Source organism: Vibrio sp. WZ-1 (assembly GCF_052037695.1).
GTDB lineage: Bacteria > Pseudomonadota > Gammaproteobacteria > Enterobacterales > Vibrionaceae > Vibrio.
The window spans coordinates 102,344-127,183 of record NZ_JBQEQR010000066.1 but is presented as its reverse complement, the minus strand read 5'-3'; the positions used below and the strand labels follow the sequence as shown (position 1 = coordinate 127,183).

24 protein-coding genes are annotated in these 24,840 nt (G+C 46.0%); 15 read left to right on the top strand and 9 right to left on the bottom strand.

Annotated features, from left to right (window positions below):
- Positions 1 to 105: 105 nt before the first annotated feature.
- From pckA to hslR, 3 genes are all read right to left on the bottom strand, one after another.
- Complete coding sequence (gene pckA, locus ACTS60_RS08795) at positions 106 to 1,734, bottom strand: phosphoenolpyruvate carboxykinase (ATP) (RefSeq protein ID WP_010444979.1); 1,629 nt, start codon at positions 1,732 to 1,734, stop codon at positions 106 to 108.
- Between the two features lie 336 nt (positions 1,735 to 2,070).
- Complete coding sequence (gene hslO, locus ACTS60_RS08790) at positions 2,071 to 2,946, bottom strand: Hsp33 family molecular chaperone HslO (protein WP_440887932.1); 876 nt, start codon at positions 2,944 to 2,946, stop codon at positions 2,071 to 2,073.
- A 31-nt stretch (positions 2,947 to 2,977) separates the two neighbouring features.
- Complete coding sequence (gene hslR / locus ACTS60_RS08785) at positions 2,978 to 3,364, bottom strand: ribosome-associated heat shock protein Hsp15 (RefSeq protein WP_440887931.1); 387 nt, start codon at positions 3,362 to 3,364, stop codon at positions 2,978 to 2,980.
- A 250-nt stretch (positions 3,365 to 3,614) separates the two neighbouring features.
- Between hslR and gspC the strand changes: the two genes are divergently transcribed.
- The 12 genes from gspC to ACTS60_RS08725 are packed head-to-tail and all read left to right on the top strand — an operon-like array spanning position 3,615 to position 14,926.
- Positions 3,615 to 4,538 (top strand): type II secretion system protein GspC, encoded by a 924-nt coding sequence (gspC, locus tag ACTS60_RS08780; RefSeq protein WP_440887930.1) that lies wholly within the window; start codon positions 3,615 to 3,617, stop codon positions 4,536 to 4,538.
- 36 nt (positions 4,539 to 4,574) lie between these two features.
- Positions 4,575 to 6,599: a type II secretion system secretin GspD gene (gene gspD, locus ACTS60_RS08775; protein ID WP_440887929.1), complete on the top strand. Its 2,025-nt coding sequence runs from the start codon at positions 4,575 to 4,577 to the stop codon at positions 6,597 to 6,599.
- On the top strand, positions 6,599 to 8,098 hold the full coding sequence (gene gspE, locus ACTS60_RS08770) for a type II secretion system ATPase GspE (protein WP_010444984.1): 1,500 nt from the start codon (positions 6,599 to 6,601) through the stop codon (positions 8,096 to 8,098). The genes gspD and gspE overlap by 1 nt, the downstream gene beginning before the upstream one ends.
- Complete coding sequence (gene gspF / locus ACTS60_RS08765; protein WP_440887928.1) at positions 8,098 to 9,318, top strand: type II secretion system inner membrane protein GspF; 1,221 nt, start codon at positions 8,098 to 8,100, stop codon at positions 9,316 to 9,318. Before gspE ends, gspF begins: the two co-directional genes overlap by 1 nt.
- Positions 9,319 to 9,378: 60 nt before the next feature.
- On the top strand, positions 9,379 to 9,822 hold the full coding sequence (gene gspG / locus ACTS60_RS08760) for a type II secretion system major pseudopilin GspG (RefSeq protein WP_440887927.1): 444 nt from the start codon (positions 9,379 to 9,381) through the stop codon (positions 9,820 to 9,822).
- A gap of 31 nt (positions 9,823 to 9,853) precedes the next feature.
- A complete protein-coding gene (gene gspH, locus ACTS60_RS08755) occupies positions 9,854 to 10,453 on the top strand; it encodes a type II secretion system minor pseudopilin GspH (protein WP_440887926.1) in 600 nt (199 codons plus the stop codon).
- Positions 10,434 to 10,829, top strand: coding sequence for a type II secretion system minor pseudopilin GspI (gene gspI / locus ACTS60_RS08750; protein WP_440887925.1), 396 nt, complete (start codon positions 10,434 to 10,436; stop codon positions 10,827 to 10,829). Before gspH ends, gspI begins: the two co-directional genes overlap by 20 nt.
- Positions 10,816 to 11,493, top strand: a complete 678-nt coding sequence (gene gspJ, locus ACTS60_RS08745; protein ID WP_440887924.1) for a type II secretion system minor pseudopilin GspJ — start codon at positions 10,816 to 10,818, stop codon at positions 11,491 to 11,493. Before gspI ends, gspJ begins: the two co-directional genes overlap by 14 nt.
- Positions 11,486 to 12,496 carry a type II secretion system minor pseudopilin GspK gene (gene gspK / locus ACTS60_RS08740; protein ID WP_440887923.1) on the top strand — a complete coding sequence of 337 codons (1,011 nt, stop codon included), beginning with the start codon at positions 11,486 to 11,488 and terminating at the stop codon, positions 12,494 to 12,496. The genes gspJ and gspK overlap by 8 nt, the downstream gene beginning before the upstream one ends.
- Complete coding sequence (gene gspL, locus ACTS60_RS08735) at positions 12,465 to 13,664, top strand: type II secretion system protein GspL (RefSeq protein ID WP_440887922.1); 1,200 nt, start codon at positions 12,465 to 12,467, stop codon at positions 13,662 to 13,664. Before gspK ends, gspL begins: the two co-directional genes overlap by 32 nt.
- Before the next feature lie 7 nt (positions 13,665 to 13,671).
- Positions 13,672 to 14,163: a type II secretion system protein M gene (locus ACTS60_RS08730; RefSeq protein WP_440887921.1), complete on the top strand. Its 492-nt coding sequence runs from the start codon at positions 13,672 to 13,674 to the stop codon at positions 14,161 to 14,163.
- A gap of 1 nt (position 14,164) precedes the next feature.
- On the top strand, positions 14,165 to 14,926 hold the full coding sequence (locus ACTS60_RS08725; protein WP_440887920.1) for a type II secretion system protein N: 762 nt from the start codon (positions 14,165 to 14,167) through the stop codon (positions 14,924 to 14,926).
- A gap of 288 nt (positions 14,927 to 15,214) precedes the next feature.
- Here the strand turns inward: ACTS60_RS08725 and cysQ are convergent, their stop codons facing one another.
- The 4 genes from cysQ to ACTS60_RS08705 form a co-directional block, all read right to left on the bottom strand.
- Positions 15,215 to 16,042 (bottom strand): 3'(2'),5'-bisphosphate nucleotidase CysQ, encoded by an 828-nt coding sequence (cysQ, locus tag ACTS60_RS08720; RefSeq protein ID WP_440887919.1) that lies wholly within the window; start codon positions 16,040 to 16,042, stop codon positions 15,215 to 15,217.
- 43 nt (positions 16,043 to 16,085) lie between these two features.
- Complete coding sequence (nudE, locus tag ACTS60_RS08715) at positions 16,086 to 16,655, bottom strand: ADP compounds hydrolase NudE (RefSeq protein WP_440887918.1); 570 nt, start codon at positions 16,653 to 16,655, stop codon at positions 16,086 to 16,088.
- 174 nt (positions 16,656 to 16,829) lie between these two features.
- The gene (gene nfuA / locus ACTS60_RS08710; protein ID WP_409582139.1) at positions 16,830 to 17,414 is read right to left on the bottom strand and encodes a Fe-S biogenesis protein NfuA; all 585 of its coding nucleotides are present in this window, start codon (positions 17,412 to 17,414) and stop codon (positions 16,830 to 16,832) included.
- 97 nt (positions 17,415 to 17,511) lie between these two features.
- On the bottom strand, positions 17,512 to 18,234 hold the full coding sequence (locus tag ACTS60_RS08705; protein WP_440887917.1) for a ComF family protein: 723 nt from the start codon (positions 18,232 to 18,234) through the stop codon (positions 17,512 to 17,514).
- A gap of 79 nt (positions 18,235 to 18,313) precedes the next feature.
- Here ACTS60_RS08705 and bioH point away from each other — a divergent pair, with 79 nt between their 5' ends.
- Both bioH and ACTS60_RS08695 read left to right on the top strand, forming a co-directional pair.
- Positions 18,314 to 19,081 (top strand): pimeloyl-ACP methyl ester esterase BioH, encoded by a 768-nt coding sequence (bioH, locus tag ACTS60_RS08700; protein WP_440887916.1) that lies wholly within the window; start codon positions 18,314 to 18,316, stop codon positions 19,079 to 19,081.
- 129 nt (positions 19,082 to 19,210) lie between these two features.
- Positions 19,211 to 19,675, top strand: a complete 465-nt coding sequence (locus ACTS60_RS08695; RefSeq protein WP_038883402.1) for a hypothetical protein — start codon at positions 19,211 to 19,213, stop codon at positions 19,673 to 19,675.
- A 101-nt stretch (positions 19,676 to 19,776) separates the two neighbouring features.
- On the opposite strand, the gene ACTS60_RS08690 is transcribed toward ACTS60_RS08695, so the two are convergent.
- Positions 19,777 to 22,098, bottom strand: a complete 2,322-nt coding sequence (locus ACTS60_RS08690) for a Tex family protein (RefSeq protein WP_440887915.1) — start codon at positions 22,096 to 22,098, stop codon at positions 19,777 to 19,779.
- Between the two features lie 212 nt (positions 22,099 to 22,310).
- Between ACTS60_RS08690 and ACTS60_RS08685 the strand changes: the two genes are divergently transcribed.
- Positions 22,311 to 24,191 (top strand): putative ATP-dependent zinc protease, encoded by a 1,881-nt coding sequence (locus ACTS60_RS08685; protein ID WP_440887914.1) that lies wholly within the window; start codon positions 22,311 to 22,313, stop codon positions 24,189 to 24,191.
- A 71-nt stretch (positions 24,192 to 24,262) separates the two neighbouring features.
- On the opposite strand, the gene greB is transcribed toward ACTS60_RS08685, so the two are convergent.
- Positions 24,263 to 24,748: a transcription elongation factor GreB gene (gene greB / locus ACTS60_RS08680; RefSeq protein ID WP_440887913.1), complete on the bottom strand. Its 486-nt coding sequence runs from the start codon at positions 24,746 to 24,748 to the stop codon at positions 24,263 to 24,265.
- Positions 24,749 to 24,840: the final 92 nt, after the last annotated feature.

Below are 24,840 nucleotides of genomic sequence, written 5' to 3'. Positions count from 1 at the left end.
TGGCCAGCTTGCTGCTTAGAGTGTATCAATATTGAAGAGGTTTCAATAAAAAGCCCCTCAAAAGAGGGGCTTGTGAAGTGTTTTTGTAACTAAATCACGTTGAACTTAGTCAACTTGTGGGCCAGCGGCTACGAGTGATTTGCCTTCTGCATTATCCGTGTATTTATCAAAGTTATTGATAAAGCGCTCTGCTAAATCTTTGGCTTTGCTTTCCCATTGTAGTGGGTCAACGTAAGTATCGCGTGGGTCAAGGATGCTTGGGTCTACACCTGGTAGAGCAGTCGGTACTTCTAGGTTGAAGATAGGGATATGTTTAGTTTGAGCGTTTTCAATCGAACCATCTAGGATGGCGTCAATGATACCGCGCGTATCTTGGATAGAAATACGCTTGCCGCTGCCGTTCCAGCCCGTATTGACTAGGTAAGCCTCAGCGCCTGCTGCTTCCATACGTTTTACAAGAACTTCAGCATATTTAGTTGGGTGTAGTGTGAGGAATGCTGCACCGAAACACGCTGAGAAGGTAGGCGTTGGCTCAGTGATACCACGCTCTGTACCTGCTAACTTCGCAGTGAAGCCGGATAGGAAGTGGTACTTAGTTTGCTCAGGTGTCAGCTTAGACACAGGAGGCAGTACGCCAAATGCGTCAGCCGATAGGAAGATAACTTTATTTGCATGCCCGCCTTTTGATACTGGCTTAACGATGTTGTCGATGTGATGTAGTGGGTAAGACACACGGGTGTTCTCGGTCTTAGAACCATCATCAAAGTCGATAGAACCATCGCTGCGAACCGTAACGTTTTCTAGCAGGGCATCACGACGGATTGCGTTGTAGATGTCTGGCTCAGCTTCTTTCGATAGTTTGATGGTCTTCGCGTAACAGCCGCCTTCAAAGTTGAATACGCCGTCGTCGTCCCAGCCGTGCTCGTCATCACCAATCAGTGCGCGTTTAGGATCTGTCGATAAGGTGGTTTTACCTGTGCCAGATAGACCGAAGAAGATCGCTACATCGCCTTCTTCACCCATGTTTGCACTGCAGTGCATTGATGCGATGTCTTTAAGCGGTAGGAAGTAGTTCATCATCGCGAACATACCTTTCTTCATTTCCCCGCCGTACCATGTACCGCCGATCAGTTGCATGCGCTCTGTTAGGTTGAATACCGTGAAGTTTTCAGAGTTCAGACCGTGCTCTTCCCACTTCTCATTGGTGCATTTCGCACCGTTCATTACCACGAAATCAGGCTCAAACGTTGCCAATTCTTCCTCTGTTGGGCGGATGAACATGTTTTTCACGAAGTGTGCTTGCCACGCAACTTCAGTGATCACTCGAATGCTCAAACGAGTGTCTGGGTTTGCACCACAATAACCGTCAATCACAAATAGACGTTTACCTGAAAGCTGGTTGGTCACTAGCTCTTTTAGGTCGTCCCATACTTCTTTGTTGATTGCTTTGTTGTCATTTTTCACTGCATCAGAAGTCCACCACATGTGCTCTTCTGTTGTTGCATCTTTTACAATGTACTTATCTTTTGGTGAGCGACCAGTAAAGATACCAGTGTCTACGGCAACTGCGCCGAGTTCTGTAACCACACCACGTTCATAACCAGTTAGGTCAGCACGGGTTTCTTCCTCGAACAGCATTTCGTAGCTTGGGTTACGAACAACCTCTTTAACGTTGTGCAGTCCGTGTTTGGTTAGATCAAGTGTTGCAGCCTTTGTATGTTCCATAACGGTCATAGGTGCTCCTTATAAGGATTTTTGTAGGGATTTTGTAAGAATGTTTTAATTTTATCTGCTCACCATGCTAGCAACGGGGCGGGGAGAAAACAGGGAGATAGCTCAAAAAATATCCATGATTTCAGTATGGTTTTAGGTAACCCGTCACATATCGGTACGAATAGTTTATCGTGCGCGCAAACCTTTGCGCTAGAGCAAAATGATTATTAATTATTTAAAATTAAGCAGTTGCTTTATTACGTTTAAAGCGAGGTTATACGTGGGTTTGATCACAAAAAGGCCAGCGTGATGCTGGCCTTTTGAAGGGTAAATTACAAGCTTGTTAAGCTATGAAAATTAATGCACAATTTTGCTGTCAGGAGTTGACTGAGTGTACAGGTCGGTTACTTCAGACTCGTCGAACGTGTATGACGTGCCGCAGTAATCACAATGTAAAGAAATTGATCCTTCTTCAGCTAAAATGTCATAAATTTCAGTTTTATCAACCGTGATGATTGCAGCACCGCAGCGTTCACGAGAACAACCACAGTGGAACTCAACAGGTTGTGGTTCGTATAGACGAACTTTATCTTGGTTGTAGAGACGGTATAGCAGCTCATTCGCAGGTAGCGTGAACAGCTCTTCATTTTTTACCGTATCCGTTAGTTGCTCTAGGTGCTCAAAGTCTTCTGGCGTACCTGTGCCATCAGGCATGACTTGAATCATCATACCAGCAGCATGTGCTTTGCCTTCGTGTTCACCAGTGCGGATCCATAGGCGAGTTTTTAGCTGCTCTGAGTTGGCGAAGTAGCCTTCGATAACGTCAGCTAGAGTGTCACCTTCTAGGCCTACTACGCCTTGATAGCGCTCGCCTTTCTTCGGCTCGATAGTGATCACTAGGTAACCTTTACCCATCATCTCGTGAAGTGTTGCGTTGTCAGCGATGTCGCCTTCCCAACGAGCCACGCCACGGATCTTCTGATCGTGGTCGCCATTGATAACTGCCAGTGATACAGGACCATCACCTTGTAGTTGGATAGTGATTGAGCCTTCGAACTTCAAAGTTGCAGTTAAAAGAGTGGCCGAAACGAGTAGCTCACCCAACAGTTTTTGTAGTGCTGCCGGATATTCCTTGCTGGAGATAATACGTTGGTATGCTTCATCCAATTGTACCAACTCGCCACGTACTGAAAGATCTTCGAATAGGTAGCGGTTTAAAACATTGTTTGCCATGGAGTGCGTTCCTCGTCGGTAATTCCGGCTTTTATTGGTGTTTGAACTTAATGATGTCTCGGCGCTGCTTTTTATCTGGGCGGCGTTCCGGACTTGGGTTGTGGGCGTTAAGCTTACGCTGCGTAGCGTGTTCTTCACGCTTAGCTATACTTTCAGTGGTTTCGCTGTAAAGTGTTTGAGCGATCGGTGCACCACGGCGTTGATCTGAGATTTTCTCGATAATAACGATTTTCTCTTCATTGCCTTGGCGCAAGCGCACCTCTGCTCCAAGTTCAACGATCTTGCTTGGCTTGCTTCGTTGTCCATTATAATGGACTTTGCCGCCATCGACCATATTCCGAGCGATGGAGCGTGTCTTGTAAAATCTGGCCGCCCACAGCCATTTATCTAGCCTTACGGCTTCATTTATGGAACTCATATAACTCTGTCATATCTAATCACTGCGATAAATGTGATATCGAGTGGTGGATTATTCACCTACAAATGGAGTCAAGGCCTAATTTTTTCAAGGGAGTTGGCAAAAACGGCATAAGAAAACAGAGCAAAAACTATCTTGTGATATAGTTCACTGCTCTTTGTTGACTAGTAAAGTTGTTGCAAATTTTTCAGGGTAACGTCGGTCATTTTGAGTGTTTATCGGCGAGCGTAACAATAAAGGAATTTATTAAGTGAAGCGTTTGGAGCTAAGTGCTGGATTGTTGAGTAGCCCGCTATTGGCTCGTATCAAGTCCAACAATCTAGCTATTCAATCTAAACTCAGTTTGATAGCAACGTGCATATTGATTGCAATGATCGGGTGGGTATTAGGCAAATTGGTTTGGCTTGCAATGCCTCAGTCTTCTAGCATTGCCAAATGGCAGCCATCTTCTAATTCTTCGGTCAGTACTAACAAATCTGATGCCATCGATTTCTCAGCGATCCAAAATGCCAACCTATTTGGCAAGTACAGCGAGCAAAAGCCCGTTGTGGTTGAGCAACCGATCGTAAAAGACGCCCCTAAAACGCGTTTGAACCTTACCTTGGTAGGTGCCGTGGCGAGTTCGAATGCGAATACTAGCCTTGCGGTTATTGCCAATCGTGGTAAGCAAGCGACTTATGGTATTGGTGAGGAAATTGAAGGTACTCGAGCTAAGTTAAAAGCTGTCTTGGTGGATCGTGTGATTATCGACAACCAAGGGCGAGATGAAACCTTGATGCTTGAAGGGGTTGAATACAAGAAGCTATCCCAGACAGCACAATCAAGACCCGTGGCAAAAAATAATGCTGAAGAGGCTTCTGTTTCTGAAGAGAAGCTGGATCAGATCCGTGCAGAGATTGCGCGTGACCCTAAACGAGTTTTTAACTACATCAGCATTTCAGAAGTAAAGAAAGATGGCAGTACGATTGGCTATCGCGTTTCACCAGGGCGTGAAGCTTCTTTATTTAATGATGTAGGTTTGCAAGCAGGTGATATTGCTGTGGAGTTAAATGGTATCGACTTACGTGATCCATCTTCACTAGCAAAACTGGCTCAGGAAATGAGTAACCTGCAAGAATTGAACTTAACTGTTGAGCGAGATGGTCAACAGTACGACATCTATATCCAATTTTAATACTTAGGCACTAAGCGTAAGTTCAGGGAGACATACGTGAAACATTGGTTAAGCAAAAGCGCGTGGCTACTTGCTGGCAGCCTACTCTGCACCCCAGGCGCAATCGCGAATGATTTTAGCGCGAGTTTTAAAGGCACGGACATTCAAGAGTTCATTAACATTGTTGGCCGAAACTTAGAGAAGACGATCATTGTTGATCCATCGGTGCGCGGTAAGATCGATGTACGCAGCTACGATGTTCTGAATGAAGAGCAATATTACAGCTTCTTCCTCAATGTTCTTGAGGTGTACGGCTACGCAGTTGTAGAAATGGACAACGGCGTATTGAAAGTTATCAAAGCGAAAGACTCGAAAACTTCGGCGATACCAGTATTAGGGGATTCCAGTGCAAAAGGCGACAGTGTGATTACACGTGTTGTTGCGGTACGCAATGTATCGGTGCGCGAACTGTCTCCTTTGCTTCGTCAGCTTATCGATAACGCTGGTGCTGGTAACGTGGTTCATTACGACCCTGCCAATATTATTTTGATTACAGGGCGTGCAGCGGTGGTGAATCGTCTTGCTGAAATCATCAAGCGTGTTGACCAAGCCGGTGATAAAGAAATTGAGCTGGTAGAACTACGTAATGCTTCTGCAGCTGAGATGGTACGCATCGTCGAAGCTCTGAATAAAACGACTAACCAAAAGAGCACGCCAGAATTCTTAGAGCCAAAAATCGTAGCGGATGAGCGTACTAACTCGATTCTGATTTCAGGTGATCCGAAAGTTCGTGCTCGACTTAAGCGCTTGATTCGTCAACTTGATGTTGAAATGGCAACCAAAGGCAACAACCGTGTGGTTTACCTTAAGTACGCTAAAGCGGAAGACTTGGTGGACGTACTGAAAGGTGTTTCCGACAACCTACAAGCTGAAAAACAAGCGGGTCAAAAAGGCGCTTCCTCAACCAAGCGCGGTGAGGTGGTGATTGCAGCCCATGAAGCGACCAACTCTCTAGTGGTGACGGCTCCGCCCGATATCATGATGGCTCTCCAAGATGTGATATCTCAACTGGATATCCGTCGTGCTCAAGTTCTGATTGAAGCTCTGATTGTTGAAATGTCTGAAGGCGATGGCATTAATCTAGGTGTTCAGTGGGGCTCGTTAGAAACAGGTGCGGTGATTCAGTATGGTAATACCGGAGCTCCGATTGGTCAGGTTATGGTTGGCCTAGAAGAAGCGAAAGATACCACCACCACGAAGGCGGTTTATGATACTGACGGTAATTTCCTACGTAATGAGACGACGACAGAACAAGGTGACTACTCAACACTAGCGAAAGCTTTAGGTGGCGTGAATGGCGCTGCGATGAGTATTGTAATGGGTGACTGGACAGCGTTAATCAGTGCTGTTGCTTCTGACTCAAACTCTAACATTCTGTCTTCTCCAAGCATTACAGTCATGGACAATGGTGAAGCATCATTCATCGTTGGTGAGGAAGTTCCGGTAATTACTGGTTCAACTGCTGGCTCGAACAACGATAACCCATTCCAAACGGTTGATCGTAAAGAAGTAGGTATCAAGCTAAAAGTGGTACCGCAGATCAATGAAGGTGATTCCGTTCAGTTGAACATTGAACAAGAAGTATCAAATGTACTGGGCGCAAATGGCGCGGTAGACGTTCGTTTTGCTAAACGTCAGCTAAATACGTCGGTTATGATTCAAGATGGTCAAATGTTGGTACTTGGCGGTTTGGTTGATGAGCGTGCATTAGAAAGTGAATCTAAAGTACCACTACTGGGCGATATTCCGGTGATTGGTCATTTGTTTAAATCAACCAGTACTCAAACTGAAAAGCGCAACCTGATGGTATTCATCAAGCCAACAATTATTCGTGATGGTATGACGGCTGATGGTATTACCCAGCGTAAGTACAACTTCATCCGTGCTGAGCAGCTTTACAAAGCGCAAGAAGGCTTGAAGTTGATGGAAGATACCAAGATTCCTGTGATGCCTGAGTTTGGTCATGAACGACAATTGGCACCTGAAATCCAAGCCTTTATCGATCAAATGGAAGTGAAGTAATGGTTGATATGCTAGACACCGCGCCAAGTTTGCGTCGTCTGCCATTCAGTTTTGCTAACCGCTTTAAACTGGTATTGGAGACAGAACACCCTGAGCGCCCTCCAGTGCTGTATTACGTAGAGCCGCTAAGTGCAGCGGCTTTGGTTGAAGTTCGACGTGTTCTGAAACATGCATTTGTCCCTCAGCCCCTTGATAAAGAGGCGTTCGATAAAAAGCTGACCGAAGCTTATCAACGTGACTCTTCAGAAGCACGTCAACTGATGGAAGACATTGGTGCAGATGATGACTTCTTCTCATTAGCTGAAGAACTACCACAAAATGAAGACTTGCTTGAGTCGGAAGATGACGCGCCCATTATTAAGTTGATCAACGCCATGCTTGGCGAGGCGATCAAAGAAGGTGCATCGGATATCCACATCGAAACGTTTGAGAAAACATTGTCTATCCGTTTTCGAGTAGATGGTGTCTTGCGTGAAGTATTAGCTCCAAGTCGTAAACTTGCCCCATTACTTGTATCTCGTGTAAAAGTAATGGCGAAGCTGGATATTGCTGAAAAACGCGTGCCACAAGATGGTCGTATTTCTCTACGTATTGGTGGTCGAGCAGTCGATGTTCGTGTATCCACCATGCCTTCATCGCATGGTGAGCGAGTAGTAATGCGTTTGTTAGATAAAAACGCGACTCGTCTAGACTTACACAGCTTAGGTATGACGCCTTCCGTTCATGATAATTTCCGTCATCTGATCGGTCGTCCTCACGGCATCATCTTGGTTACTGGTCCTACAGGTTCAGGTAAATCAACCACTTTGTATGCTGGCCTACAAGAGATAAACAGCAACGAGCGCAACATCCTTACCGTAGAAGATCCTATCGAATTTGATATTGATGGTATCGGCCAGACGCAAGTGAACCCGAAAGTCGATATGACGTTTGCTCGTGGTCTACGCGCGATTCTTCGTCAAGATCCAGATGTGGTGATGGTTGGTGAGATCCGTGACTTAGAAACCGCACAGATCGCTGTTCAAGCGTCTTTGACTGGTCACTTAGTAATGTCGACACTGCATACCAATACCGCAGTTGGCGCGATAACGCGTCTGCGTGATATGGGTATTGAACCATTCTTAATTTCTTCTTCATTGCTTGGCGTTCTTGCTCAGCGCTTGGTAAGAACACTTTGCCAAGACTGTAAAGAACCTTATGAAGCGGATAATGAACAGAAGAAGTTATTTGGTTTAACAGAGCATGATTCGCTGACTTTGCACCGTGCGAAAGGATGTGAAACCTGTAACCAAAAAGGCTATCGCGGCCGTACTGGTATTCATGAACTTTTGATGCTGGATGAGAACGTTCAAGAATTGATTCATCGTGAAGCCGGTGAACAGGAAATTGAAAAAATGATTCGTTCGCACACACCAAGTATCCGTAGCGATGGTCTAAGCAAAGTGCGCCGAGGTATCACCTCTCTAGAAGAAGTGATGCGGGTGACTAAGGAAGCATAATGGCGGCTTTTGAGTACAAAGCACTTGATGCTACGGGTAAGCGCAAAAAAGGCACGATTGAAGGTGATAATGCTCGTCAAGTGCGCCAACGCCTAAAAGAACAGGGTATGGTTCCAGTTGAAGTGGTTGAGGCCAAGGCAAAAGCTGCCAAGTCTTCTGGTGCTTCAGGTGGATTCAAACGCGGTATCAAAACCGCAGAACTTGCTCTTATCACTCGACAGCTTTCGACACTGGTTCAGTCTGGTATGCCGTTGGAAGAATGCTTAAAAGCAGTCTCTGAACAGGCAGAAAAACCTCGCATTCGTACCATGATCGCTGCTGTGCGCTCCAAAGTGACAGAAGGCTATCCGTTGGCGGATAGCTTGGCTGATTATCCTCATATTTTTGATGAGCTGTTTCGCTCTATGGTTGCAGCAGGCGAAAAGTCAGGGCATCTAGATACCGTATTAGAACGCTTGGCTGAGTATGTCGAAAATCGTCAGAAAATGCGTTCGAAGCTAATGCAAGCCATGATTTACCCTGTGGTTTTGGTGGTATTCGCTGTCGGTATTGTTTCTTTCCTACTGGCAACTGTGGTGCCAAAGATCATTGAACCAATCATTCAAATGGGGCAAGAGTTACCTCAATCTACACAAATTTTGCTGGCGGCCAGTGAGTTTGTGCAAGAGTGGGGGCTAGGCATTTTTGTCGTGCTGGTGGTGTTGTTTTACGGTTTAAAGTTAGCACTGCAAAAGCCTAACTTCCGCCTAGCATGGGACCGAAAAATCCTTAGTTTACCTTTGCTTGGGAAAATTTCGAAAGGACTCAATACGGCTCGCTTTGCTCGCACACTATCTATCTGTACTTCCAGTGCCATCCCTATTCTAGAGGGCATGAGAGTCGCTGTTGACGTGATGTCAAATCGCTTTGTAAAGCAGCAAGTCTTGTTGGCAGCAGACAATGTGCGTGAAGGTGCAAGCTTACGTAAAGCCTTAGATCAAACTCGCTTATTCCCTCCAATGATGCTGCACATGATTGCCAGTGGCGAGCAAAGTGGTGAGTTGGAGAGTATGTTGACTCGAGCGGCGGATAACCAAGATCAAAACTTTGAATCGACGGTCAATATCGCTTTAGGCATCTTTACACCAGCCCTAATAGCTTTGATGGCTGGACTCGTACTTTTCATTGTTATGGCGACATTGATGCCAATGCTTGAAATGAATAACTTAATGAGTGGATAAATTCTGAATCAAGGCTTGTCTATAGTGACGACGACTTGAATCTAACTTTCGGAGAAAATAATGAAAATGAAACGTAGTAAACAACACGGCTTTACGCTACTAGAAGTGATGGTTGTTGTTGTTATTTTGGGTATTTTGGCGAGCTTTGTTGTGCCTAACTTGCTAGGTAATAAAGAGAAAGCCGATCAACAAAAAGCGATTACCGACATCGTGGCATTAGAAAACGCATTAGACATGTACAAGTTGGATAACAGCGTTTACCCAACAACGGATCAAGGTTTGGAAGCATTAGTTTCTAAGCCGTCTAACCCAGAGCCTCGCAACTACCGTGATGGTGGTTACATCAAGCGTCTACCAAATGACCCATGGGGTAATGAGTACCAGTACCTAAGCCCTGGTGACAATGGCACCATTGATATCTTCACGCTAGGTGCAGATGGTCAAGAGGGTGGTGAAGGTCCAGCTGCTGATATCGGCAACTGGAACATGCAAGATTTCCAATAAGCTCTAGCTTAAACCAGCACTGATGAAACGAATGCAAAAACACCTCGGTTTTACATTAATAGAAATTCTATTAGTGCTGGTTTTGTTATCTCTTACCGCTGTTGCGGTCATTACTACTTTACCTACCAGTCAGAAAGATTTATCCAAACAATACGCACAAAGCTTTTACCAGCGAGTGCAATTGCTAAATGAAGAGGCGGTATTGAGTGGTAAAGATTTTGGTGTTCGCGTTGATGACGCAAAATCTACCTATGCTTTATTAAACTTAACTCAGGATGGCTGGCAACCTTTGGAATTGAAGCAAATTCCAAGCAGTACCAAGTTGGAAGATGGAATCGCAATGCAACTTGAGTTAGGCGGTGGAGCTTGGGATAAAGATGACCGCTTATTTGAGCCTGGCTCACTGTTTGATGAAGATATGTTTGCTGATGAAGAGGAAAAAAAGAAAGAGAAACCGCCACAAGTGTTTATTTTTTCCAGTGCAGAGCTAACGCCTTTCACGTTGTCGTTCTATCCACAAGATGGTGATGCAGAGAACGATGGCTGGCGTGTTATTGGTAAAGAAACTGGGGAAATAAAACTATTCGCGCCAGGTGAAGAGGCGGAAGAGGATGACAATGCGACCTTCTAAAGCAAGCCTTATAGGTATCGCACCTAAACGAGCGAGAGGCATGACCTTGTTGGAGGTGTTGGTTGCATTAGCGATTTTTGCAACGGCAGCGATCAGTGTTATTCGCTCAGTCAGTCAGCATATTAATACCGTCAGTTACTTAGAAGAAAAAATGTTTGCAGCAATGGTTGTTGATAACCAAATGGCGAATGTCATGTTAGACAGTAGCGCGTTGAAAGCGAAAAATGGCACCGAAGAACTTGCCGGCCGAACGTGGTATTGGAAAGTGACGCCAGTCGCTACGACGCAGCCATTGCTGAAAGCATTTGATGTCAGTGTCGCGGTAGAAAAAAAAGCCAGTCCAATCGTAACGGTACGAAGTTATGTGGACAAGTAAATACACGAACAGGCGAACCGCTCGCCATACAGGCTTCACCTTAATTGAGGTGTTGGTATCTATCGCTATTTTTGCCAGTTTAAGTGTTGCTGCATACCAAGTTGTCAGTCAGGTTCAGCGCAGTGACGCATTATCCCAAGAAAAGATCCAACGTCTTAATGAACTGCAACGAGCGATGGTCATGATGGACAATGATTTTCGTCAAATGGCGGTAAGACACAGTCGTACCAATGGAGAAGAGCCAGCCAAGCAGCTGATTTTTTGGTCTGACTATTTACTGGACTCCGATGTCAAAGGCGTCATGTTTACTCGTTTAGGTTGGCACAACCCGCAGCAGCAATTTCCGCGTGGAGAAGTGACGAAAGTCGGTTATCGGATTAAAGATAACGTTCTTCAACGAGTGTGGTGGCGTTATCCAGATACACCAGTGGCTCAACAAGGCATCGTGACGCCTTTGCTGACACAAGTTGAAGAGTTCAACCTTCGATTTTATGACGGTAAACAGTGGAAAAAAGACTGGGATTCTGCCGACTCACTACCCAAAGCGGTTTCTGTTGTGCTGACGCTAAAGGATTATGGTGAGATCAGCCGGACGTATCTTACTCCAGATGGTGAATTCCAATCGGGAGAGAAAAGTGAGTCAGGAGGCAACAACAATGGCTAATCGTCAGCGTGGTGTTGCTTTAATTATTGTATTGATGCTTCTAGCAATCATGGCGACAGTCGCTGCCAGTATGTCTGAACGATTGTTTTTACAATTTCAGCGCGCGACTAACCAAATCAACTACCAGCAAGCGTATTGGTACAGCCTAGGTGTCGAAGCATTAGCTAAAATTGGTATAGAGCAGAGTTACAAAGACAGCGACACCATCAATTTGAGCCAGCCATGGGCGATAAAAGATCAAATCTATCCGTTGGATTATGGGCAAGCGGCGGGAAGAATCGTTGATAAACAGGCGTGTTTTAACCTTAATGCTCTTGCCAGTGTTCAGCCAACGAATGATCAAACAACCCGACCATACTTAGTACAAACGTGGGTAAACCTATTGGAAGAGGCGAATGTTGAACCCTATCAAGCCGAGGTGATCGCTGACTCAACATGGGAATATGTTGATAGTGATACTTCTGTACGTTCGACTGCCGGGGTTGAAGATAGCACTTATGAAAGTATGAACCCTGCTTACTTACCACCAAATGGGTTGATGGCAGACAGCAGTGAATTGCGCTCAATTTACCAAGTAAGTGGCGAAATTTATCGAAATCTTGCGCCGATGGTTTGTGCTATACCAACAGATGATTGGCGACTGAATGTAAATACCATTGAAGTCGAGCAAGCCGCGATATTAGTTGCGATGTTTTCTCCGGGCTTGAGTAGCAGTGATGCTGTACAACTGATAGAGAAGCGCCCATTCGATGGATGGGACAGTATTGATGATTTTTTGTCTGAGTCCGAACTGACAGGTGTCAGTGGTGATATTAAGAAGAAAGCAAAAGGCTATCTGGGTGTAGATAGTGCTTATTTTGAATTGGATGCTCAGGTCTTAGTGGATGAATCGCGTGTGCGAATCCGCAGCCTTTTGCAAAGTACGAATCGAGAAACAGTGACGGTTGTCCGCCGTCGTTTTGGAGGGATCAGTGAGCGAGTTTCTGACCGTTCGGCTGAGTAGCGAACAACAAAGCACCATACCGTGGGTGGTATGGTCAACACAACAGCAGGAAGTGATCGCCAGCGGAGAATTAGCCGGTTGGGAACACTTAGATGAGTTGGCGGCTTATGCAGAGCAACGTCAAATCATCGCACTACTTGCTGCTAGCGATGTCGTGCTAACCGAGGTGGATATTCCTCCGGGAGCGGCACGTCAGTTTGATAGTATGCTGCCTTACTTGGTCGAAGACGAAGTGGCGCAGGATGTAGATAGTCTGCACTTTACTGTTTTAGAGAAGCAAGCGAATAGCGCTCATGTTTGTGCTGTGGAACGCGCTTGGGTTCATACCATTTTGCAGCGCTTTGCTAGCCAAGGTTTGACTATCAAGCGTATCCTTCCTGATGTATTGGCACTGCCAGTCAGTGAGCACAGTACGGCTGTCTCGCTGGGAGAACAATGGTTGATTCGTCATAACGAATACCATGGCGCGGCAGTAGATAATGCATGGCTTGAACTCTATCTTTCCGCCTATGGGCAAGAGCAAACAGAGTGGAAACTGGAAAGTTATAGCACGATCCCGGATAGCAATATTCCTGATATATGGGTTGATAAGCCGGTTGAAATGCCAATGGCTTTGCTGGCGGAAGGTTGTGCCTTAAGTAATGTCAACGTGCTAGTCGGGGAGTTTAAGCCCAAATCATCATGGGGTAAGCACTGGAAAGTATGGCAAAAAACAGCGGTGGCCGCTGGAGTCCTGCTGGTGGTTTTGGTCGCTCAACAGCTCTTTACAGTTCACAAGTATGAAGCCCAAGCCCAAGCCTATCGCGCTGAAAGTGAACGTATCTTCCGACAAGTTTTCCCGGGTAAAAAACGCATTCCAACAGTGAGCTACTTAAAGCGCCAAATGAACGATGAAGAGCGTCGATTATCCGGTGGTGCTGGTGATGAAGCTATGATGACATGGATAGCTGCATTGCCTTCGACATTGGGGCAGGTAAAAGACTTAGAAATCACAAGCTTTAAATATGATGGCAATCGAGGTGAAGTAAGAATTCAAGCTCGAAGCTCTGATTTCCAACCATTTGAGCAAGCAAGAGTGAAGTTGTCAGAAAAATTCAATGTTGAACAAGGTCAGCTCAATCGCAGTGATAATGTTGTGATGGGTAGCTTTGTATTGAAGCGTTTGTGAGGTGATGATGAAAAATTTAATCATGTCGATTCAGGCTTGGTGGAGTAGCATCTCGCAACGTGAGCAACGGTTAGTGCTAGGTTGTGGTGCGTTGGCGGCCATAGGGATTATCTATTGGGGGATACTGCAGCCTATCACCCAAAGAGCCGAGTTGGCTCAATCTCGAATCCAAACTGAAAAACAGTTACTTAGTTGGGTCGAAGATAAGGCCGATGATATTACCGCGTTACGTAGAAGTGGTGGTGTAAGCTATTCAACTCAACCGCTGAACCAGATTGTTTCTTCCTCCGCCCGTCGTTATAAGGTTGAGCTGATTCGAGTTCAGCCACGAAATGAAAGTGTGCAAGTGTGGATTAAACCTCTTGCGTTTAATCAATTTGTAGATTGGCTCCGTTACCTAAAAGAACAACAAGGTATTGAAGTGGAGTTTTTGGATATCGATCGTACCGAGCAAGCAGGTATGATTGACGTCAATCGTTTGCAGTTTAAGCGAGGTTAGGGTGAAGCGAGTACTTCTTTACGTTTTTATATTTGTCGCCTTTTTCTCATTTAGCTTAATTGCAGGGTTGCCTGTATCGTGGGTTATGCAACAAGTACCTCAGGTGAGAGGCTTGGATATTCAAAATGCTCAGGGCACCGTGTGGCAGGGTAAAGCGTCTTCCGTGTATTGGCAGCACCAAAACTTAGGTGAAGTTAACTGGGATTTTCAACTATCGGGCTTATTTACAGGTAAAGCAGAATTTGCTGTACGCTTTGGGCGTGGTAGCAATATGGACGTACGTGGTCGTGGTTTGGTTGGCTATAGCCTAACGAGCGGTCCGTATGCCGAAAATCTTGTGGCGTCTATTCCTGCAGCAAAGGTCGTTGAGCAGACGCGCCTTCCTGTACCAGTGAGCGTTGATGGCCAACTTGAGCTGAATATTCGTCATGCGACGTATGCGGCTCCTTGGTGTAAGACTGGCGAAGGTACGTTAGTTTGGAATGCAAGTGGTATTCAAAGCCCGCTAGGCAGCCTTGAACTTGGTCCTGTGATTGCCGATCTGAGTTGTAAAGACAGCATGCTATCAGCATCTGGTGAGCAGAAGAGTAAGCAAGTATCAGCGGCATTTTCTGCTGAGCTAATGCCAAACCAGCGTTACTCAACTAAAGCTTGGTTCAAACCTGGTGCGGAATTTCCATCGAGCATGAGTGAGCAGCTTAAGTGGCTAGGTAATCCAAATGCTCAAGGACAATACGAGTTTAATTATCAAGGGCGCTTTTAGCCAAACTTGGAATTTATAGCATCATTAAAGAGCTGCCAATGTGCAGCTCTTTTTGCTTTTGGATCATAGTAGGCCAAACCCTCTATTCGCTGTACATGAAATTTAGCTGATTATTGCTGTGCATTATAAGTATTTGATTTGTTGGTGTATAAATCTTTATGTACAGCTGTGAAAGCATTTAGATCATAGTAGGCTAAATACTTGTATCGCTGTACAAGATACAAAAATAAAGGCCACGAACAAAATTCGTGGCCTTGGAAAATTCGGTATTGGTCGTTCAACTAGCGATCAATCTTTGCGTTGTAGGATCTCACTCCAAGGTAAACCTGCATCACCAAGAACAATAAAGTTTGGGTTCTCCAGCGTCTCGCGTTCGTTGTAAGACAGAGGCTCAAGTTGGGTGCTGAGAATACGGCCTCCCGCCTCTTCCACAATACACTGTGTGGCTGCGGTATCCCATTCCCCCGTCGGACCTAAGCGCAAGTAACAATCCACCGCACCCTCTGCGACTAAGCAAGCTTTTAGTGCCGCAGAGCCGAGTGGAATCAAGTCGTAATTCCAAGTGCTACTCATACGGCTTGTGATGCGGTTGATGTCTTGACGACGACTGATCGCGATAGCAATGTTTTGTCCCGGATGTTCATGCTTATGAGTCTGAATTTTTACGCTTTCAGACATGTCTGGAATTTTCCACGCTCCCTTACCGCTGTAGGCATAGTAAGTGACACCAGAAACTGGGCCGTAAACTACGCCCATAGTTGGTTTGTTGTTGTCGATCAGCGCAATGATGGTCGCAAAGTCACCACTACGTGCGATGAACTCTTGCGTGCCATCAAGTGGATCGACGAGCCAGTAGCGCTCCCATTTTGCTCGCTGTTCTAAACTGATATCGGCTGCTTCTTCAGAAAGCACAGGGATATCGGGGGTCAGTTCACTCAATTGTTTCGTAATCAGTTTATGCGCAGCAATGTCGGCACTAGTGACTGGGGTTTCGTCGCTTTTGGTATAAGCTTCATACTGTTTGTTTTCGTAGATATCTAGAATCAGTTGACCCGCACTGCGGGCGATCTCGATAACTTGTGGTAGTAGGTGTGATAGATCTTTTGTCATTGGCATCAGTAATGGTCCTTTCTCACAATTATTGCGCGGCTGGTTGGCCTTATTGATTTTGGTTGTGAGTGGTGTTTGGTAAGTGCTTAAGTGCCAACATCAGAGCAGTGATACTGCGTGCCTCACAAAAGTCGAGATGAGTGAGTAACTCTTCTGCTTGTGCTAGCGGCCAGCGAACTACCTCTAATGGCTCCGGCTCGTCACCTTGTTGTCTTTCAGGGTATAAACCTTGTCCCAAGAATAGAGTCATCTTGCTTGAAAAGTAAGAGGGAGCAAGGATTACTTGCTTTAATGGTGTCAGAACGTTCGAGCCAAAGCCTATTTCTTCTTTTAGCTCCCGATCTGCGGCTTGGATTGGCGTTTCTCCTGGATCAATCAATCCTTTTGGAAAGCCCAATTCGTATCGCTCGGTGCCTGCTGCGTATTCTCGAACAAGGAGCAAATCTCCTTGCTCAGTGACAGGGACAACCATTACCGCATCGCGGCCGCTTGGTTTCATACGCTCATAGGTACGAAGCTCACCATTGGAAAAGCGAAGGTCGAGGGCTTCCACGGCAAACAGCTTAGATTGTGCGACCGTCTGACAAGAGAGTATCTCTGGTGGGGTCCGTTTCGACATGCGCTGGCTCCTTTGTGTCGTTAACTCATCAGGGGAAATGAGATTTCCTAATATATGAGAAGAAAGCTTGAGTTTCTAGCGTGATGATTCAGCATCACGAAATTGAAAACAAAAATGGGAGGCAAACGCCTCCCATTTCTCGTCGATATTCATTGCTAACAAGTCATCAACGACTTAGTAGTATGAGTGATCACCGCGATCGTGCTCTGTTGCATCACGAACCGCTGTCAGTTCACCAACAAACTGGTTAAGCAGTTCTTTCTCGATGCCTTCTTTTAGCGTTACATCAACCATTGAACAGCCGTTACAGCCGCCACCAAATGCAACGATTGCAATGCCATCGTCTGTGATTTCAACTAGGTTTACGTGACCACCGTGGCCTGCAAGTTGTGGGTTTACTTGAGTTTGGATCACGTACTCAACGCGCTCTACTAACGGTGCGTCGTCAGACACTTTACGCATTTTTGCGTTAGGTGCTTTTAGGGTTAGTTGAGAGCCCATTTTATCTGTAACGAAGTCGATTTCCGCATCTTCAAGAAACGGTAAGCTTAGCTCGTCAACAAATGCAGAGAAACCACTGTATGGGATTTCTGTGTCAGTACCTTCAACCGCTTCAGGTGGGCAGTAAGATACGCCGCATTCAGCGTTTTGTGTTCCTGGGTTAACGACGAACACTCGAATGTTAGTGCCTTCAGGCTGTTGGCCCAAAAGGTTAGCGAAATGTGTTTGCGCTGTTTCTGTAATAGTAATATTTGACACGACGAATACCTGAGTAATTTTGTAGGCTATTGCTGCTATTTTACTCTTGTTAGCGTAACGGTCTAGTGTTTTTGCTACTAAGGCATGGCAAAGCGTTCTAGATCGTGTTTGGAACAGGAGTTCGGCAGATGCAGTAAATATCAATTCTTTCGACCCCAACTTCAAGTAGTAATTGACATAATTGTCGGACCGTACTGCCTGTGGTAACTACATCATCAACAATGGCGATGTGGTTTTGTTCGGGGATTCGATTTAGCTTAAAGGCATGAGCGAGATTCTCTGCCCTAAGCTGTTTTCGGTAATGTCGTTGCGAGCGGGTATAACGTACTTTACTAAAAAGCTGAGTATCGTGTGCTTGCGATAAGTTTTGTGCAAGGTAGCGAGTTAAGATTGCACTTTGATTGAAGCCCCTAGTTAGGTAGCGTTTCCAATGAATGGGGACGCTTGTCAATAGTGGGGCAGGGTCCGAGATTTGATCTGCAAGTTGTTGGCAAAGTCCCGGTACTTGCCATAATTCACGACGGTCTTTAAATCGCTGAATCTCTCCTGCCAATGGGAAGTCGTAATCACCCAAGGTGTAAAGTTTTTGCCAGGGTGGTGGATCCGCTAAACAAGTTCCGCAGACTAACTCTCGCTCTGAATCTGTCGGGCTAAGTTGAAGTCCACAGCGTAAACACCTTGATTGAGGTTGTAGTAGCTTTGTACAGCTGGAGCACCAGCGTAGAATGGATGACTGGCCGTTATCGAGCGGGAACTGACAAAGTGCACATTGGCTACCAATAAGGTGAAACATGATGTTTTGCCAGTGATGAGATAACATACAGTTTCCTTTAGTGAGAAAACTAGCTTATCAGCATTGAAATGGTTATCCGTTCAAATTAGTAGGAGAGGTTGAGAGCATGAGCACGAAATTGCACTGGCAGTCATTTGGCCAAGGGCCGGATTTAGTCTTGCTTCATGGTTGGGGTATGAATGGCGCGGTTTGGCAGCAAACGGTTGAAGAGCTTCAGTCTCAGTTTACATTGCATGTTGTGGACTTACCCGGCTATGGACATAGTGCAAGCAGTCATGCGCAAGATCTCGCTGAGATAGCAGAAATGGTACTTCAAGGCGCACCAGAAAAAGCGGTGTGGCTAGGATGGTCATTAGGTGGATTAGTGGCTATGCATGTGGCATTGAATGCGCCAGACCGAGTGAATAAGTTAATCACGGTAGCAAGCTCGCCTAAATTCGCGGCACAACGTCCATGGCGTGGCATTCAACCTAATGTGCTAAGTGCGTTTACTGAACAGTTAATGGAAGACTTTTCACAAACGATTGAACGTTTTATGGCGTTACAGGCGATGGGTAGCCCGTCCGCTCGTCAAGATGTTAGGCAACTTAAACAGGCAGTACTATCTCGACCTCAGCCAAATCCGGCTTCTCTGCTAGTTGGCTTAAATATTTTGGCGGATGTCGATTTGCGTGAGCAGCTTGCTCAGCTCACCATGCCAGTGTTGCGTCTATACGGTCGTTTGGATGGGTTGGTTCCGGTCAAAGTTGCCCATGATCTACAAGATGTTATACCGAACTCAACGCAATATATCTTTGCCCAATCTTCCCATGCTCCTTTTATGACCGAACCGCAGACTTTTTGCGATCAGCTTATTGAATTTGTAACTAAATGATAACTGGATGCAACAAGTTGCTAAAGTTGTATGAAAAATGGTCGATAAACTGATTGCTGAAGCACAAGGTTTCATTTGTTTGCTTTGGTAAATTGACGAGTTTGGGCGATTCTTTGAGGAGGATTCGCAATGATTGTGTCACCGACCACTGTGAGTGTGCCACTGATCGCCCCATCCGTGAATGTGCAAACGGAGCAGGCTGCACGAGATAACAAAGTTCGTGAACCTGTTGCACCAACGGTCGCTTTAGCGAAAACTAACGCTGAAAGAAAAGTTAAAAGTGATGATAAAAGGCGACGTCAGTCTTCCTGGGATCCTTCCGAGCATCCCGATTATGAAATGGAGACCGAGGTTGATACTCAATATCACGAAGAGCCGAAAGATGCCCTAGCGCGACTTTTCGATCTTCTCGCACTGAGTACTTATAGCAACAGCCAAGGAAAGAGCTATGCGATTCGATTCCGCTTGCCTAAGCGCATTTTGGATGCAGCGGTCAAAGAAGGATTAATGGAAAAACGCAGGAAGGTGATTAAGTTTCATTATGGTCACTCGGTTGCGCCCCATACACCGTCAGAAGTGATAGCAGTATTATGACGATTCAATATCCTACTCAAACAAAAACGCTCCAAGCAGATTAACTGATTGGAGCGTTTTTTTAGCTGTGAAAGCTCGTTCGCGGTGAAGCCTAGGCGAGATTACTTTTTCGCTTTAGCAAATGCTGCCGCAAAAGCACCACCCATTGCGCTATTAGATGACGAATCATCATGGCGAGGCTGACGACGTTGCGGTTGGTCATTACGACGAGGGGCAGCTGATGAGCGTTGACTGCGGTTGTCTTGACCCGGCTCGTCGTTCATACGCATCGATAATGCGATACGCTTGCGCTGCACGTCCACTTCCATCACTTTTACTTTGACGATGTCGCCCGCTTTCACCACTTCACGTGGATCCGACACAAAGCGATCTGTCAGTGCAGAAATGTGTACGAGACCATCTTGGTGAACGCCGATATCAACGAAAGCACCGAAGTTTGCTACGTTCGATACCACGCCTTCTAGAATCATGCCCGGCTCCAAGTCAGATACCGAGTTTACGCCTTCTGCAAATGTCGCCGTTTTGAATTCTGGACGCGGGTCACGACCCGGTTTATCCAGCTCTTTGATGATATCGGTAATGGTTGGAACACCGAAGTTATCGTCGGTGTAATCCACCGCATGCAGACCTTTTAAGAAGCTTGAATCACCAATCAGTGCTTTGATGTCTTTGTTGTTTTTCTCAGAGATCGCTTTTACCACTGGGTACGCTTCTGGGTGAACCGCAGACGCATCAAGTGGGTTTTTACCATCCATGATTCGTAGGAAACCTGCACACTGCTCGAACGCCTTAGGGCCTAAACGAGGCACTTTCTTCAAGGTCGTACGTGCTTCGAAACGACCGTTTTCATCACGGAAGTCGACAATGTTCTGCGCGATAGTGCTCGACAAGCCCGCTACGCGCGTTAGTAGTGCTGCAGAGGCGGTGTTTACATCAACACCGACCGCGTTTACACAGTCTTCCACAATCGCATCTAGACGTTTTGCCAGCATAGATTGGCTAACGTCGTGTTGGTATTGACCCACACCGATCGACTTAGGATCGATTTTCACTAGCTCTGCTAGCGGATCTTGCAGGCGACGAGCAATTGATACCGCACCACGCAGAGACACGTCCATATTTGGGAATTCTTTCGCTGCAAGCTCAGACGCTGAGTAAACTGATGCACCCGCTTCGCTGACGATGATTTTCTGAACTTTCAGGTTGCCACGTTTGATGACGTCTGCGACAAAGCTGTCGGTTTCACGTGAAGCCGTACCGTTACCAATCGCAATCAAATCCACGTTGTACTTGCGTACTAACTGATCAACGATTTGCGCTGATTTGTCGTATTGCTTTTGCGGTGGGTGAGGGTAGATGGTTTCGGTTGCAAGCACTTTACCAGTCGGATCGACAATAGCGATTTTTGAACCGGTACGCAGACCTGGATCTAGACCAAGTGTTGCACGAGGGCCTGCTGGTGCCGCCATCAACAAATCTTTTAGGTTGGTGGCGAATACTTCAATCGCTTCGATTTCCGCGCGCTCTTTCATTGCGCCCATCAGCTCGGTTTCCATGTGCATCGATACTTTGATACGCCATGCCCAGCTGATCACTTGCTTACGCCATGTATCCGCCGGTGCGCTGCTGAGTGTCACGCCGTAGTGGTCAGCAATAATGGTTTCGCAGTAAGACTGACGTACGCCTTCTTCCTGTTCTGGATCGGCATTCATTGCCAATGTCAGGAAGCCTTCATTACGACCACGTAGCATTGCTAGTGCACGGTGTGATGGTACTTTGCTTAGTGGTTCGTTGTGGTTGAAGTAGTCTTTAAACTTCTCACCTTCTTGCTCTTTGCCTTCAACGACGCGTGCGCCCATCTCTGCATTACGGTTTAGGTGACCACGGATTTTCTCTAGTAGGTTCGCGTCTTCAGCGATGCGCTCCATGATAATTGCGCGCGCGCCATCCAGTGCAGCTTTGGTGTCTGCCACACCTTTTTCTGCATCAAGGTATTTGCTTGCTTCGCTTTCTGGCTCAGTTTGCGGATGATTCCAAAGCTGGTCTGCGAGTGGTTCAAGACCGGCTTCAATCGCGATCTGACCTTTGGTGCGACGCTTTGGTTTGTAAGGTAGGTACAAGTCTTCAAGACGAGTCTTGCTGTCTGCCTGAGTGATCTCTTGTTCTAGCTCTGGCGTAAGTTTGCCTTGTTCTTGGATCGATTTCAGGATGGTTTGACGGCGATCGTCCAGCTCACGAAGGTAAGACAGACGGCTGTCTAGAGTACGCAGTTGGGTGTCATCAAGGCCGCCCGTCACCTCTTTACGGTAACGTGCAATAAATGGGACCGTGTTACCGTCATCGATAAGGGTTACAGCTGCATTAACTTGCTCAGGGCGAACATTCAGCTCTTGAGCAATCAGGCGACAGATAGCTTGGCTCATCCGTGTATTCTCTTTAATTTTGTTTGGGTATTGGTTGTGTATAGAACATTGGGGCCATTCATGGAATTTGCAATGTTTTAAACTTGTAACTCAAAAATTTACTGAGCGCTGGTGGACATTGGTCAGTTTTGTGTCAAAACTGTAATTAAATTCAGAACTTATTTAAAAATGACTGCCTATATTCTGTACCCTGGCACTTACGGAAAACAATAATGAAAAAAATGTCTTTGGCTGTGGCGCTTTCAGGTGCCTTGTTAGTCGCTCCATTTTCTTGGTCGCAATCTTTATCTGCGACTACTCAATATCCAATCTATCAACTTGACGGCAAAGTGGTTCTCGGTCGTGTTGAAAGCGTTTATTACAGCGAGATTCCAGAGCTAAGTGATGTTCCTTTTATCGGCAAGATTGATACCGGCGCCGACACGACCTCAATGCACGCAGAAAACATTCACGTCAGCAGCAGCAACCCAGAATACAAAAGCCTCAAAGATAGCAAGCTGATGTGGGCAATCATTGATGATCTTGGTGGCACCAAAGCCAAGTGGGATGCTGACAGCTTTAAGCCGTACCAAGTGACGGTGAGTTTCACTATTCATCATCCGTACACAGGTAAAGAAATTAAGATCACTGATGATCTTGAACGCATCAGTGCGATCCGCAGCCGTACCAGTGAAAAACCAATTTTACGTCCGACGGTAAAAATGCCGATGACCATTGCAGGGCACACTGTGGATACTGTGGTCAACCTTACCAAGCGTACTCAATTCTCCGCACCTATTTTGATCGGTAAGACTTACCTTGATAACAACGCTTGGGTGTTCGCTGGTTACGATTACCTGCAAGAGCAACAAAAGGCGCAGATGATCGGCAAGAAAGAAACGGTAGAAGTCGAAGGGGTGCCATACAAGGTGAGCATTTCAACTTCTAGCCGTTACACCAACGTGCATGCGCTCAACATCAAAGTGGATAAGAAGAAAAAACAAGTTTCTTTCATCCTTGAAGGTGATAACGGCAAGCGTCATCCAATGACCCTACCATTAGTACGTATGCTAAAAACCAGCAAGAGTGAGCGTCCTTTGGTTTATCTTCCGGTTAAAGTGAGCGAAACCGAAACGCAACAATGGTTGGTTTACTTGCGTGATCGCAGCGGCTTTAGCTCGCAAATCCGCCTGGGTAAAGACGTTGCAAGCCAGCATTTCGTGATCGATACCGATAAAGAGAACTTGCTCGGTGGTGTTGAAAAGTCATTTAAGGATGCTCTGAAATCTAAGCCGTTGGTTATCTCGCCAGAAGAGTCAGTCAACATTGATGGTCATGTACTGCCAGCGTATCCAACCTTCGCGGTGAAAACGCCGCTGTTGCGTGTGGATGGCTTTGAATTAACGGAAAAAGACAAAAAAGAAGTGGTGACCTTCTACCTGCCAAGCGCGAAGGGTAAGGAAGAGAAAATCACCAAACGCGTATTGAAGAAACTCAAAGTGGGAGATTCAGTTCGTCCAGTCGTTGAAGGTGAATTCCTATTTGGCGATGAAGAGAAGACCATCGAGTTTGCCATTGATGTGCTAGAGAAAGACGATCAAGCACAGCCGTTCTTTTTGTTTGGGCATAACATGGCAAAAGGCGGGGTGTTGCTAAACACACGTGCAGATCACTTGCTAGATGCGCGTCCACTGTTTAAAGCTGGTCACATTGAGGTGGCGGAAGTGGAAGGCATGTCTTTCCCTGTGAAGCTGGATACAGGTGCGGATGTGAGCTCGATTAACGCTAAGAACATTAAACAGTTCAAGAAAGATGGCAAAAACATGGTGAGCTTTACCTACGAGAACGACAGTGGCATGAAGAAGGAATTTACTAAGCCTGTTGTTGATATGATGCGTATTACCGCCAAGAAGGGTGAAAAAGCCAATGTACGTCCTGTGGTGGAAATGCACGTTAAGCTGGGTGAGCTAGAGAAGAAGATTCGCGTTAACCTGCAAGACCGTAGTCGCTTCCATTACAGCATGATCTTGGGTAAGAACTTCTTGAAGCACGGCGCGGTCGTTGCCAGCGACACTAACTTCATCGTGACCGAGAAGCCTGATTACGAAGAATAACCTTCAAGGTTGATATCTAAAACACAAAAGCCGCACTCACGAGTGCGGCTTTCTTTTATCGGATCACTCAATCAATTTTCTTCGGCTTGATAGCGAATACAGTTGATGAACCATTCTTTATAGCCTTCCGGCGTTCTTACGGCGAATTCGTCGTCGACTTCTTTCTTCAATAGCGCGCGAGCCATTGGTGAATCAATCGAGATATAGCCTTTCGCATCGCCATAGATTTCATCGGGCCCAACGATACGAAAACGCTTCACATCGCCCGCTTCATTCTCAATTTCTACCCAAGCACCAAAGAACACTTTGCCTTCTTGCTGTGGTGAGTAATCCACTACTTTGACTTGCTCTAAGCGTTTGCGTAAGTATCTGACGCGACGGTCTATTTCACGCAGGCGTTTTTTGTTGTACTGATAATCTGCGTTTTCGCTTCGGTCGCCCAAGCTTGCTGCCCAAGTGACTTTTTTGGTGACTTCTGGGCGATCTTCTCGCCATAAAAAGTCGAGTTCTGTTTTTAGGCGATTATAGCCTTCACGGGTAATTAAATTGGTTTTCATTAGAAGTAAATCAGCCGTTATTGGATTCTGTTGATCATATACCCAAGTAACCTCAAGATGCTAGGTTCAGCGAGAATGACTTGGTTTGTAGA

Excerpts from the sequence above, each read along its gene's own strand:
- gspF (WP_440887928.1), top strand. The coding sequence starts at position 8,098 with ATGGCGGCTTTTGAGTACAAAGCACTTGATGCTACGGGTAAGCGCAAA.
- ACTS60_RS08695 (WP_038883402.1), top strand. The coding sequence starts at position 19,211 with ATGATTGTGTCACCGACCACTGTGAGTGTGCCACTGATCGCCCCATCC.
- gspE (WP_010444984.1), top strand. The coding sequence starts at position 6,599 with ATGGTTGATATGCTAGACACCGCGCCAAGTTTGCGTCGTCTGCCATTC.
- hslR (WP_440887931.1), bottom strand. The coding sequence starts at position 3,364 with ATGAGTTCCATAAATGAAGCCGTAAGGCTAGATAAATGGCTGTGGGCG.
- nudE (WP_440887918.1), bottom strand. The coding sequence starts at position 16,655 with ATGTCGAAACGGACCCCACCAGAGATACTCTCTTGTCAGACGGTCGCA.
- ACTS60_RS08690 (WP_440887915.1), bottom strand. The coding sequence starts at position 22,098 with ATGAGCCAAGCTATCTGTCGCCTGATTGCTCAAGAGCTGAATGTTCGC.
- greB (WP_440887913.1), bottom strand. The coding sequence starts at position 24,748 with ATGAAAACCAATTTAATTACCCGTGAAGGCTATAATCGCCTAAAAACA.
- gspK (WP_440887923.1), top strand. The coding sequence starts at position 11,486 with ATGGCTAATCGTCAGCGTGGTGTTGCTTTAATTATTGTATTGATGCTT.
- gspH (WP_440887926.1), top strand. The coding sequence starts at position 9,854 with ATGCAAAAACACCTCGGTTTTACATTAATAGAAATTCTATTAGTGCTG.
- gspI (WP_440887925.1), top strand. The coding sequence starts at position 10,434 with ATGACAATGCGACCTTCTAAAGCAAGCCTTATAGGTATCGCACCTAAA.
- ACTS60_RS08730 (WP_440887921.1), top strand. The coding sequence starts at position 13,672 with ATGAAAAATTTAATCATGTCGATTCAGGCTTGGTGGAGTAGCATCTCG.
- pckA (WP_010444979.1), bottom strand. The coding sequence starts at position 1,734 with ATGACCGTTATGGAACATACAAAGGCTGCAACACTTGATCTAACCAAA.
- gspG (WP_440887927.1), top strand. The coding sequence starts at position 9,379 with ATGAAAATGAAACGTAGTAAACAACACGGCTTTACGCTACTAGAAGTG.
- ACTS60_RS08705 (WP_440887917.1), bottom strand. The coding sequence starts at position 18,234 with ATGTTATCTCATCACTGGCAAAACATCATGTTTCACCTTATTGGTAGC.
- ACTS60_RS08685 (WP_440887914.1), top strand. The coding sequence starts at position 22,311 with ATGAAAAAAATGTCTTTGGCTGTGGCGCTTTCAGGTGCCTTGTTAGTC.
- cysQ (WP_440887919.1), bottom strand. The coding sequence starts at position 16,042 with ATGCCAATGACAAAAGATCTATCACACCTACTACCACAAGTTATCGAG.
- hslO (WP_440887932.1), bottom strand. The coding sequence starts at position 2,946 with ATGGCAAACAATGTTTTAAACCGCTACCTATTCGAAGATCTTTCAGTA.
- bioH (WP_440887916.1), top strand. The coding sequence starts at position 18,314 with ATGAGCACGAAATTGCACTGGCAGTCATTTGGCCAAGGGCCGGATTTA.
- gspJ (WP_440887924.1), top strand. The coding sequence starts at position 10,816 with ATGTGGACAAGTAAATACACGAACAGGCGAACCGCTCGCCATACAGGC.